Origin of the sequence: Xanthomonas hawaiiensis (assembly GCF_031834635.1) — a bacterium.
GTDB classification, from domain to species: Bacteria; Pseudomonadota; Gammaproteobacteria; order Xanthomonadales; family Xanthomonadaceae; genus Xanthomonas_A; species Xanthomonas_A sacchari.
Map to the genome: position 1 here is coordinate 3498796 of NZ_CP115873.1, position 11798 is coordinate 3510593.

Genomic DNA, 11798 nt, shown 5'->3' on the forward strand with positions numbered 1-11798 from the left:
ACCTGCTGTCAGGAGCCGACGCCGTACCCGGTGGCGGCGCGCCAGCGTCGGATCAGCTGATGCCGCCGCGTCGGGTAGCGCTCGCCCTCGTCGCGTAGCGCCAGCACCCGGTCGGCACGGAAATGGCGGAAATCGCCGCGCAGTTCGCACCACGCCGCGATCATGCCGTAGCCGCCCAGGAAGGCCATCGCGAACGGCCAGATGCGCCGTTGCGAGGCGCTGCCGCCGGCGTCGGCGTAGTCCATGTGCAGCACATGCTCCAGGCGGATGCCGCGGCGCAGCACCGGCAGCCACGGCGCCGGCGGCTGCGCGGGCGTGGCCGCCGGCACCAGCAGCCCGCTGGTCTCCAGCGCCAGCCGCAACGGCGCCGGCAGCGTCGCCCCGATCCGGGCGATGGCGCGCTGCGCGGCCTGCGCCAGTTCCGGGTCGGCCTGGCTCGCCACCCAGCGCGCGCCCAGCGTCAGCGCCTCCAGTTCGTCCTCGCTGAAGTTCAGCTCCGGCAGCAGGAAACCCGGGCGCAGCACGTAGCCCACGCCGGGATCGCCGAGGATGTCGGCGCCCTGCCCGCGCAGGCTGGCGATGTCGCGGTACAGCGTGCGCAGGCTCACCCCCAGGTCGGCGGCGAGTTGCGCCCCGGCCACGGGCCGACGGCGCCCGCGCAGGGCGTCGAGCAGGCGCAGCAGACGGGTGGCGCGTTGGGTCATCGCGACAGGATAGCGAGCGCAGCCAGCAGCCGGCATGGCGCCCAGAGGGCGAACACAGCGATACGCGCCCCGGTGTGCACGCGGCCACCCGTTGTACCGAACGCAGCGATAGTCAGCCACTATCGATTGATTAGAATAATTCGAATTCTATAGATGGACACTTGCGCCTATCGTGTCTCCAGTTTCACCGCAGCGCCGCCGTATGATCGGCGGCGCCACGCCACCCCATCGTCCGTCGAGACAGAGGCAGCCTCCCATGACCAGCGAACCGAAATGCCCGTTCCACCAGGCTGCCAGCGGCAGCGGCACCAGCAATCGCGACTGGTGGCCCAAGCAGTTGCGCGTGGACCTGCTCAACCAGCACTCCACCCGCTCCAACCCGCTGGACCCGCAGTTCGATTACGCCAAGGCGTTCAAGCAACTCGATCTCGACGCGCTCAAGCGCGACCTGCATGCGCTGATGACCGATTCGCAGGACTGGTGGCCGGCCGACTTCGGCCACTACGGTCCGCTGTTCGTGCGCATGGCCTGGCATAGCGCCGGCACCTACCGCACCGGCGACGGCCGTGGCGGCGGTGGCCGCGGCCAGCAGCGCTTCGCTCCGCTCAACAGCTGGCCGGACAACGTCAGCCTGGACAAGGCGCGGCGCCTGCTGTGGCCGATCAAGCAGAAGTACGGCCAGGCCATCTCCTGGGCCGACCTGATGATCCTCACCGGCAACGTCGCGCTGGAATCGATGGGCTTCAAGACCTTCGGCTTCGCCGGCGGCCGCGCCGACACCTGGGAGCCGGACCAGGACGTGTACTGGGGCCGAGAGACCAAGTGGCTGGGCGGCGACGAGCGGTACGCGCACGGCTCGCCGGGCGTGGACGAGGCGCACGGCGTGCTGGTGAAGGACGACGACAGCGAAGTGCGCCATACCCGCGACCTGGAGAACCCGCTGGCCGCGGTGCAGATGGGCCTGATCTACGTCAATCCGGAAGGCCCCGACGGCAATCCCGACCCGCTGCTGGCGGCCAAGGACATCCGCGACACCTTCGGCCGCATGGCGATGAACGACGAAGAGACCGTGGCGCTGATCGCCGGCGGCCACACCTTCGGTAAGACCCACGGCGCCGGTCCGGCCGACCACGTCGGTGCCGAGCCGGAAGCGTCCGACCTGGAAAGCCAGGGCCTGGGCTGGTCCAACAGCTTCGGCAGCGGCAAGGGCGGCGACACCATCACCAGCGGCCTGGAAGTCACCTGGACCACCAAGCCGGCGCAGTGGACCAACGAATTCTTCGAGCACCTGTTCAAGTTCGACTGGGAACTGAGCAAGAGCCCGGCCGGCGCCCATCAGTGGGTGGCCAAGAACGCCGAGGCGGTGATTCCGGACGCGCACGATCCGTCGAAGAAGCGCCTGCCGACCATGCTCACCACCGACCTGGCGCTGCGTTTCGACCCGGCCTACGAGAAGATCTCGCGCCGCTTCCTGGAGAACCCGCAGCAGTTCGCCGATGCCTTCGCCCGCGCGTGGTTCAAGCTGACCCACCGCGACATGGGCCCGCGTGCGCGCTACCTCGGCCCCGACGTGCCGGCCGAAGAACTGCTGTGGCAGGACCCGATCCCGGCCGTGGACCACCCGCTGGTCGACGCACAGGATATCGCCGCACTGAAGAAGACCCTGCTCGACTCCGGGCTGAGCGTGGCGCAACTGGTCTCCACCGCGTGGGCCGCGGCGTCCACCTTCCGCGGCTCGGACATGCGCGGCGGCGCCAACGGCGCACGCATCCGCCTGGCGCCGCAGAAGGATTGGGAGGTCAACCAGCCGGCGCAACTGGCCCAGGTGCTGGCCACGCTGGAGCGCATCCAGGCGCAGTTCAACGGCGCGCAGAGCGGCGGCAAGAAGATCTCGCTGGCCGACCTGATCGTGCTCGGCGGCGTCGCCGCGGTGGAACAGGCGGCCAAGCTGGCCGGGCAGACCGTCCAGGTGCCGTTCGTGCCCGGCCGCATGGACGCCTCGCAGGAACAGACCGACGTGGAGTCCTTCGCGGTGCTGGAACCCATCGCCGACGGCTTCCGCAACTACGCCAGGCGCCGCTACGCGCTGTCGGCCGAAGCGCTGCTGATCGACAAGGCGCAGTTGCTGACCCTGACCGCGCCGGAGTTGACCGTGCTGGTCGGCGGCCTGCGCGTGCTCGGCGCCAACAGCGGCCAGTCCGCGCATGGCGTGTTCACCGATCGCCCGGGCGTGCTCAGCAACGACTTCTTCGCCAACCTGCTGGACATGGGCACCGAGTGGAAGGCGACCTCGGAGATGAAGGACGTCTACGAAGGCCGCGACCGCAAGAGCGGCGCGCTGAAGTGGACCGGCACCCGCGCCGACCTGGTGTTCGGCTCCAACTCGGTACTGCGCGCAGTGGCCGAGGTCTACGCCAGCGCCGACGCGCAGGCGAAGTTCGTGCGCGACTTCGTCGCCGCCTGGACCAAGGTGATGCAGCTGGATCGCTTCGACCTGGCCGCCTGACGGCCGCAGCGCCCGTCCCGACAACGCCCCGCTCGCCGGGGCGTTGTCGCGTCTGCGGCGGGCGATCGCCATGCTGCGATCGCATGGCGGAACAACAGAGTCCGCCGATGCGGCGGACGCGTCGTCGCCCGCCTCAGGCCGGCTTGAACCACAGCGTCGCGACCACGCCCTTGGTGGCGCCCGGGCGCACGTTGACCTGCCAGCCATAGAGATCGCACAGACGGCTGACGATCGACAGGCCGATGCCGCCGCCCTGCGAATGGCCGGCGTGGGTGCCGCGATAGCCGCGCTGGAACAGCTTGGCCGCGTCTTCCTCGCTCAGGCCCGGGCCGGAATCGATCACCTGCACCGCATCGCTCAGCACCCGCACCACCACCTGGCCTTCCTGGGTGTACTTGACCGCGTTGCCGATCAGATTGCCCAGCGCCACCGACAGCGCCGCTTCCGGCGCATCGATGGTGAGGTTGCGCTCGCCTTCCAGCAGCAGCTGCAGCGGCTTGCCGCCCAACTGCGCACGATGCGATTCGATCAACTGCTCGGCGACCTTGGCGACGTTGCTGTGGCCCTGCCCGCGCTCGTTGCGCGACAGCAGCAGCAGCGATCCGATCAGGTCGCTGCACTGCTGTTCGGCGCGCTGGATGCGCTGCAGGCGCTGCAGCACCTTGTCGTCGAGATTGGGCCGGGTCAGCAGCAGTTCGGTGGCGCCGCGGATCACCGCCAGCGGCGTGCGCAACTCGTGGCTGACGTCGGCATTGAACTCGCGGTCGCGCTGCACCACTTCGGTCAGGCGCGCCGAGTAGTCGTCCAGCGCCTCGGCCAACTGGCCGACCTCGTCGTCGGGAAAATGCGGCGCCAGCGGCTTGGGATCGCTGCTGCCGCGATACGCGCGCAAGCGCGCCGCCAGGTCCGACACCGGCCGCATCACCCGCGACGCCGACCACCAGCCGATCACCAGCGACAGCGCGCTGAACACCAGCACCGACAGGATCAGGGTGCGCTTGAGCTGCACCTCACCCTGCATGGTCTGAGTCAGATCGTAGGCCATGAAGAACCACGCGTCCGGGGTCTTGCGCACGCCGACCTTGTAGGCGAACGGTTTGCCGTCCGCGTCGGTGCCCGACATCATGTGGATGCCGTCGCTCAGACGCTCCCACTCCGGGAAATCGCGACGCAGGCCATCGAGCTTGTCGGGGCGATAGACGAAGCCCTTCATCTGCTGGACCGGAATCGCCAGGTTGCGTCCACCGCTGGCCACGTAGCTGCGCCAGGACGCTTCCAGGTTGCGGTTCATCACATCCTCGACAAGCTGGTTCTCCACGCGCGCCCGCGCCCAGTTGGTGGCGAACGCGAACAGCGCGGTCAGGCCGAAGCCCAGCAGCACGAACGAAAGGATGATGCGGCTGCGGAGGCGGCGGCGGTAGCGTCCGCGCCGCCGCACGACCCGCGGCAACGCCGGCGTTTCAGGCATCGGGCGCGGCGATGCGGTAGCCGATGCCGTGGCGGGTCTGGATCATCGGCACGTCGAACGGCTTGTCCACCACCGCGCGCAGGCCATGGATATGCACGCGCAGGGAGTCGGAATCGGGCAATTCCTCGCCCCACACGCGGGTTTCCAGCTCCTGCCGGGTCACCACCGCCGGGGCGGCCTCCATCAGCGCCTGCAGGATCTTCAGCGCGGTGGGATTGAGCTGCAGCAGCTTGCCCTGGCGGCGCACTTCCAGCGTATCCAGGTTGTATTCCAGGTCGCCGGTCTCCAGCACCCGGGTGTGCACGCCCTTGCCGCGGCGCGACAGCGCGTTGAGCCGCACCTCCACTTCCTGCAGCGCGAACGGCTTGATCAGGTAGTCGTCGGCGCCGGAATCGAAGCCGGCCAGCTTGTTGTCCAGCGAATCGCGCGCGGTGAGCATCAGCACCGGCGTCTGCTTGCGCGCTTCGTTGCGCAGCTTGCGGCAGACCTCGATGCCGTCCATGCCCGGCAGGTTGAGATCGAGCACGATCGCATCGAACTCGTGCACCACCGCCAGGTGCAGGCCAGTGACGCCGTCGGCGGCGAAATCGACGGTGTGGCCGCGATCCTCGAGGTAGTCGCCCAGATTGGCAGCGATGTCGCTGTTGTCTTCGATCACTAGAATTCGCACCAACATTTACCCCGTCAGTCGTACTACGTGTCAGTGGAGCGCCGCACCGATGCCGCGCCTCCCGATCGTCCGCGGCGGCACGCCGCCATGGTCCTTGCAATGCATTTCAATGGGTGACGGAGCAACGTTTCGCCCTTGCAACCCACCTGACGATCGCTGCCTTGGACAGCGCGTCGCCGCTATCAGTTCTCGTTCCAGCCATTACGCTCGCGACCTACAGCGATCGCAAACGACATAGCCTCTGCCAATCGTGCTCGGCAAAGTCTGCGTCAAGCCACAGCCGCGGACTTCTTGAACACGTTCACTCAAGCCGGATCGCTGCCGAATTGTACTGAGTTGCTGTGCGAACACGTTCTTCACGTTCATGGGCGCCTCACGTTTGGCGCCATGACCCATCTGTCTGCGTCCGCGGCACAACCCTGCATCGCAATGTATCCGCCGCACAAACATGGCCGCAAGCGAGCCCGGCACGGCCCGGTGTGGCGATAGCACACAAAAAGACCCAGGCAGCGGGGCTGCCTGGGCCGAAAGTTTTCTATCCCGATTACCGTTCCTGCTGAGGAGGGCAGAGCTGCGGTCCGATGAAGCTTACGCAGGGCGGAATTAAACCGGCGTTAAGCCAGAACCCGCGGCCACAGAGTCGGCTAAGCCACTGATTTCTTTCGCTTCAGGCAGGCTTCGAGGTGGTCGATGACCTTGCCGGCGATATCCAGCCCGCAGACCGTCTCGATCCCTTCCAGGCCCGGCGTGGAATTGACCTCCAGCACCAGCGGGCCGCGTCGCGAGCGGATCAGGTCGACGCCGGCCACGCCCAGGCCCAGCGCCTTGGCCGAGCGCACCGCCACCTCCTGCTCGCCGCGGCTGGCGGTGGTGCGCTCGGCGGTGCCGCCCAGATGCAGGTTGGAGCGGAAGTCGCCCTCCGGCGCGGTGCGGCGCATCGCCGCCACCACCTGGTTGCCGACCACGAAGCAGCGCAGGTCGGCGCCCTCGGCCTCGCCGATGAACTCCTGCACCAGGAAATTGGCGTACAGCCCGCGCAGCGCCTCGACCACGCCGCGCGAGGCGCTGGCCTTCTCGGTCAGGATCACCCCGGTGCCCTGGGTGCCCTCGTTCAACTTCACCACGTGCGGCGGCGGGCCGAGCATGGACAGCAGATCGCCGGTGTCGTCCGGGTTGTCGCCGAACACGGTCATCGGCATGTCGATGCCCTTGGCCGCCAGCAGCTGGTGCGCACGCAGCTTGTCGCGCGCGCGCAGGATCGCGTCGGACGGGTTGGGGGTGCAGACGCCCATCATCTCCAGCTGCCGCAGCACCGCGGTGCCGTAGCGGGTCACCGAATTGCCGATGCGCGGAATCACCGCGTCGTAGCCGGTGATCGGCTTGCCCTTGTAATGCATGGTGAAGGCGCCGGCGGCGATGCGCATATAGCAGCGCAGCGGATCCAGCACGCGCACCGTGTGCCCGCGTTCGCGGCCGGCCTCGACCAGGCGCCGGGTCGAGTACAGCTTGGTGTTGCGGGACAGGATGGCGAGCTTCATCGAAGGCGGCGGCGGTGGCAGGCCCGGCATCATACGTCGCGCCACCGGCACTGCGATGCCGCGCGCCGCCGCCGCCGTCGCCCGCGCGGCAAGGCCGGGATCGGCGGTGATCGCCATCACCCGCGGTCCGCGCGCTGTCCCACAGCCGACACCGGACCGCCCCGAAACGTTCACAAAACCGTTGCATCGTGGCGGGCGGGCCGCGTACCGGCCCGGTGCCGGCTGCCCGCGCCCCGCGCGGCAGGACCGGAACGTCCCCCCCTCATGATTGGTGACTTTCGATGACCCCCACTTCCAGATCCTTGCGCCCGCACGCGCTGGTGCTCGCCGTCGTGTCCGCCCTGCCGGCCTTCGCCGCGCTGGCCGAGACCGCGCCGGCCGCCGCCACCGCAACCGCCGATGCGGCGGCCAGCGCGAGCGGCAACGATGCCACCATGCTCGACGCGATCACCGTCGTGTCCAGCGGCACCACCCGCCAGGTGCAGCGCATCACCCGTGAGGACATCGGAATCGCCGCCCCCGGTACCAGCGCGCTGAAGGTCCTGGACAAACTGCCGGGCGTGCAGTTCCAGTCGGCCGACCCGTTCGGCGCCTACGAGTGGTCCACCGCGATCAGCCTGCACGGGTTCGACCAGAGCCGCCTCGGCTTCACCCTGGACGGCGTGCCGCTGGGCAACATGAGCTACGGCGTCACCGACGGCCTGCAGGTGACCCGCGCGATCATTTCCGAGAACGTGGCCTCGGTGGAACTGGCGCAGGGCGCCGGCGGCCTGGGCACGCCGTCGAGCAGCAACCTCGGCGGCACCGTGCGCTACTACTCCGCCGATCCGGATGCCGAGGCCGGCATGCGCTTCAGCCAGACCCTCGGCTCCGACAGCACCCGCCGCACCTACCTGCGCGCCGACACCGGCGACATCCACGGCTTCTCGCTGTACACCTCGCTGGTGCACGGCGAAATGGACAAGTGGAAGGGCTACGGCAACAACGAGTACAACCAGGCCAACGCCAAGGCGCTGTACCAGTGGGGCGACGGCAACCGGGTCAGCCTGTACCTGGACAGCTCGCACCGCAAGGAATACGACATCATGGACCTGTCGCTGACTTCGCAACGGGTCCTCGGCTGGGACTGGGACTACCTGATGCCGGACTGGAACAGCGCGGTGCAGATCGCCAACGCGCTCAACGGCAAGGGCAGCTACCCGGCCAGCCTCAACGGCCTGCCGGCCGACTACGACAAGGCCGACGCGTCCTACTACTCCGGCGCCGGCCTGCGCCGCGACAACCTGGCCGCGCTCAGCGGCACCTTCAACCTCGGCGGCAGCGCCACGCTGAACCTGACCGGCTACTACCACGACAACAACGGCGAAGGGCAGTGGACCACGCCGTACGTCGCGTCCTCGGCCAGCGTGCCGCTGTCGATGCGCACCACCGACTACCGCCTCAATCGCCATGGCGTCACCGGCTCGCTGAACTTCACCGTGGCCGGCAACGAGATCGAGGTCGGCGGCTGGTACCAGAACGCCAAGACCGTGCAGGAGCGCAACTACTTCCTGCTCGATGGCCCGTTCACCGATCTGTACTACTTCAACAAGAACGGCACCCTGTTCGCGCGCGGCTTCGCCCAGCACTACGACACCGACACCACCATGGTCTACGCGCAGGACACGCTGCGCCTGATGGACGAGCGCCTGACCCTGAACTTCGGCGCCAAGAAGCTGATCGTCGACACCACCGCGCAGTCGCAGGTGCCGTCCGCGTCCAACGCCGCCGGCGAGATCAAGGCCGATTCGGACCTGCTGCCGCAGGTGGGCGTGAACTTCAAGATCGACGAGCACCAGGAGGTCTACGCCTCCTACAACAAGAACATGGCCGGCTTCGGCTTCACCCCGTTCCAGGAATCGCAGGCGGCGTTCAACGCGATCAAGGGCTCGCTGGAGCCGGAGACCGCGCAGACCTACGAACTGGGCTACCGCGTGCGCGGCGCCGGCGTGGAAGCGTCGCTGGCGCTGTACCACACCACCTTCGACGACCGCCTGCTGGTGACCTCGCCATGCAGCGCGATCCAGACCTGCTCGGCCACGCTCAACAACGTCGGTTCGGTGCGCAGCCAGGGTGCCGACCTGGCGGTGATCTGGCGCCCGATCGAACAACTGCGCTGGCTGAACTCGCTGTCCTACGACGACTCGACCTACCAGGACGACTACCTCAACGGCGGCGTGGTGGCCACCTCCGGCAAGCGCGTGGTCGGTATTCCCGAGTGGATGTTCTCCAGCAGCCTGGCCTACGAGAACGCCGGCTGGCACGCCTCGCTGGACGGCAAGTACACCGGCCGCCGCTACATCAGCTACCTCAACGATTCGTCGGTGCCCAGCTACTGGCGCTTCGACCTGAGCGCCGGCTACGACTTCGGCCAGGTCGGCATGTTCCAGAACCTGGGCGTGAGCGCGAACGTCACCAACCTGTTCGACAAGCGCTACTTCGCCACCGTCGGCACCAACGGCTATGTCGTCTCCGACCCCAACGGCTACAACCAGACGCTGATGGCCGGCGCGCCGCGCCAGTTCTTCGTCACCTTCAACGGCAAGTTCTAAACCGACGCGACACCGCCAGGGAAGGCACCACGCGCCGCCGCTGCTCTTGCAGCGGCGGCGTTTGCGTTTTGGGCTAGGCAAATGCGTGTTGCGCGATACGCCTCGACAGGATGGACCGGCGGTTCGGAGCGCATGCGTTCGCAGCGGTCGCGGCTGAAGCCGCTCCTACGGACCATGCCGCTGTCGTAGGAGCGGCTTCAGCCGCGACCGGGTACCGCCAGAAACCGCTACCTGCCTTGCACCGCGACGATCGCTACGCGTCGACCGCGCGGCCGATCGCCGGATCGCTCATGCTCGGACGGCCGGTTTCGATATGCCCGGCCAGGCGCCGCCGCCATTGCGGCAGGGTCGCACTGTCGATGGTCAGATCGTACCAATGGTGCTGCGCCTGCAACGGCAGACGCAGCACGGTGCGATCGCCGGCGGCGAGCGGGATCGCCTGCTCGCCGCCATCGCCGCGATACCCGTCGCGCACGCGCAACACGCAGGGCTGCTGACCAGCATTGCCGAGGGTCAGCAGCAGGCACTGCGCGGCGGCATCGTAGTCGGCCTCCGCCTGCAGCCCGGCATCGCCGATCCCGTCGCCATCGAACTCGCGCAGGAACCCGTTGGGACCATGCACGCGCAACGCATAGCCGGCGTCGGCGGCATCGCCGCGCCACGCGCGGGCATCCTGCAGCTCGCTGCCGGCGGCCAGCGTGTAGAACCAGGGTCCGGCCGTGCCACCGTCGGCATAGGCATTGAGCGCCACGCCAGCGTCGCCGCGATTGCGCATGCGCAACACCCGCGCATCCGCCTGCACCTGCAGCCGCACGTCGAAATCGTAGGGCAACGCGCGCGCCGGACGCTGGCCGGCTTCCTGCACCGGCAGCGCCTGCTGCGCAGGACGCTGCGGCGGCGGCAACGTCGCGGTGGCGTCGATACGGGCGATGTAGTCGCGCGTGTCCGGCAACGCCACCGGGACCGGATCGTGGCCGACGAAATCCAGCGTGGAGGTCAGATCGCCGGCGACGGCGCGGCGCCACGGATTGATGTTCGGCTCCATCACGCCGAAACGGCGTTCGAGGAAGCGCAGCACCGAGGTGTGGTCGAACACCTGCGAGTTCACCCAGCCACCGCGGCTCCACGGCGACACCACCAGCATCGGCACCCGTGGGCCCAGGCCGACCGGCACGCCGTGATAGTCCTCGCCATGCAGGTCCACGTTGCTGGCGCCCAGCTCCGGCCGGATCGCCGGCAACGCCGGCGGCACGTGGTCGAAGAAGCCGTCGTTCTCGTCGTAGTTGATCAGGAACACCGTCTTCGACCAGACCTCCGGCGAGGCCGCCAGCACCTCCAGCAGGCGCGCGCTCAAGGATTCGCCATAGGCCGGGGTGGCCTCGGGATGCTCGCTGAGCAGGTACGGCGCGACGATCCACGACACCTGCGGCAGCGTGCCGGCGCGCACGTCGCGCGCGAACGCCGCGACCAGGTGCTCGCCGCGCGAGGCCTTGGCATTGTCGGCAGTGGAGCCGGGCACGATGGCGCGGCCGCGGCGATACAACGGCGAGGCGCGGTCCAGCTTGCGAAACTTGGCGAAGTAAGGATGGCTGTTGTCGCCGTAGTTGTCGAACTCCTGATACACCTGCCAACTGATGCCGGCGGCCTGCAGGCGCTCGGAATAGGTGCTCCATGTGTAGCCGGGAAAGCGCGGATTGTCGCGCGCCATGTCCGCGGTCCAGTTGCCGTCGTCGCGGTTGTTCACCGCCTGCTCGCCATCGTTGCCGACGCTCAGGCCGCTGGTGCCTGTGAACATGTACATGCGGTTGGGATTGGTCGGGCCGAACAGCGAGGCGTGGTAGCCGTCGCAAATGGTGAAGGCGTCGGCCAGTGCGTAGTAGAACGGCAGATCCTCGCGCTGAAAGTGGCCCATGCTCATCGCGCTCTTCTGCGCGATCCAGGCGTCGTGATGCTTCCAGGTCTCGTGCGAGCCCTTCCAGTCGTGGTTGAGATCCTTCATCCACTGCGCGCTGCTGGTCTGGCTGTTGAGCCGGAACGGCAACACGTAGCGATCGCTGCCCTTGCGTTCGGGCTGGTACCAGACCGGCTTGCCGCTGGGCAACCGCAGCGGCCGCGGATCGCCATAGCCGCGCACCCCGCGCAGGCAGCCGAAGTAATGATCGAAGGAGCGGTTCTCCTGCATCAGGATCACCACGTGCTGCACATCCTGCAGCGTGCCGGTGACCCGCGCCGGCGGTACCGCCAGCGCGCTGCGGATGACGCCCGGCAGCAGCGGCATGGCCGCACCGGCCCCCAGGGCCATGGACGTGCGGGCTAGAAAA

At 68.3% G+C, this 11798-nt stretch carries 7 protein-coding genes; 2 read left to right on the plus strand and 5 right to left on the minus strand.

Annotated features, from left to right (window positions below; all coding sequences use genetic code 11):
• Positions 1–8 precede the first annotated feature (8 nt).
• Positions 9–704: a helix-turn-helix transcriptional regulator gene (locus tag PG878_RS14985; RefSeq protein WP_209031054.1), complete on the minus strand. Its 696-nt coding sequence runs from the start codon at positions 702–704 to the stop codon at positions 9–11.
• 256 nt (positions 705–960) lie between these two features.
• Between PG878_RS14985 and katG the strand changes: the two genes are divergently transcribed.
• A complete protein-coding gene (katG, locus tag PG878_RS14990) occupies positions 961–3210 on the plus strand; it encodes a catalase/peroxidase HPI (RefSeq protein WP_209031053.1) in 2250 nt (749 codons plus the stop codon).
• Between the two features lie 133 nt (positions 3211–3343).
• On the opposite strand, the gene PG878_RS14995 is transcribed toward katG, so the two are convergent.
• From PG878_RS14995 to rimK, 3 genes are all read right to left on the minus strand, one after another.
• Complete coding sequence (locus PG878_RS14995; RefSeq protein WP_209031051.1) at positions 3344–4678, minus strand: sensor histidine kinase; 1335 nt, start codon at positions 4676–4678, stop codon at positions 3344–3346.
• Positions 4671–5348 (minus strand): response regulator transcription factor, encoded by a 678-nt coding sequence (locus tag PG878_RS15000; RefSeq protein ID WP_010340533.1) that lies wholly within the window; start codon positions 5346–5348, stop codon positions 4671–4673. The genes PG878_RS14995 and PG878_RS15000 overlap by 8 nt, the downstream gene beginning before the upstream one ends.
• Before the next feature lie 644 nt (positions 5349–5992).
• Positions 5993–6886 carry a 30S ribosomal protein S6--L-glutamate ligase gene (rimK, locus tag PG878_RS15005; protein WP_209031091.1) on the minus strand — a complete coding sequence of 298 codons (894 nt, stop codon included), beginning with the start codon at positions 6884–6886 and terminating at the stop codon, positions 5993–5995.
• Between the two features lie 281 nt (positions 6887–7167).
• On the opposite strand from rimK, the gene PG878_RS15010 reads away from it, so the two are divergent.
• Positions 7168–9477, plus strand: coding sequence for a TonB-dependent receptor family protein (locus PG878_RS15010; RefSeq protein WP_209031050.1), 2310 nt, complete (start codon positions 7168–7170; stop codon positions 9475–9477).
• Positions 9478–9730: 253 nt separating this feature from the next.
• Here the strand turns inward: PG878_RS15010 and PG878_RS15015 are convergent, their stop codons facing one another.
• Positions 9731–11779, minus strand: a complete 2049-nt coding sequence (locus PG878_RS15015) for a phosphocholine-specific phospholipase C (RefSeq protein ID WP_244672580.1) — start codon at positions 11777–11779, stop codon at positions 9731–9733.
• Positions 11780–11798 lie beyond the last annotated feature (19 nt).

Excerpts from the sequence above, each read along its gene's own strand:
- PG878_RS15015 (WP_244672580.1), bottom strand. The coding sequence starts at position 11,779 with ATGGCCCTGGGGGCCGGTGCGGCCATGCCGCTGCTGCCGGGCGTCATC.
- PG878_RS14995 (WP_209031051.1), bottom strand. The coding sequence starts at position 4,678 with ATGCCTGAAACGCCGGCGTTGCCGCGGGTCGTGCGGCGGCGCGGACGC.
- PG878_RS15010 (WP_209031050.1), top strand. The coding sequence starts at position 7,168 with ATGACCCCCACTTCCAGATCCTTGCGCCCGCACGCGCTGGTGCTCGCC.
- rimK (WP_209031091.1), bottom strand. The coding sequence starts at position 6,886 with ATGAAGCTCGCCATCCTGTCCCGCAACACCAAGCTGTACTCGACCCGG.
- katG (WP_209031053.1), top strand. The coding sequence starts at position 961 with ATGACCAGCGAACCGAAATGCCCGTTCCACCAGGCTGCCAGCGGCAGC.
- PG878_RS14985 (WP_209031054.1), bottom strand. The coding sequence starts at position 704 with ATGACCCAACGCGCCACCCGTCTGCTGCGCCTGCTCGACGCCCTGCGC.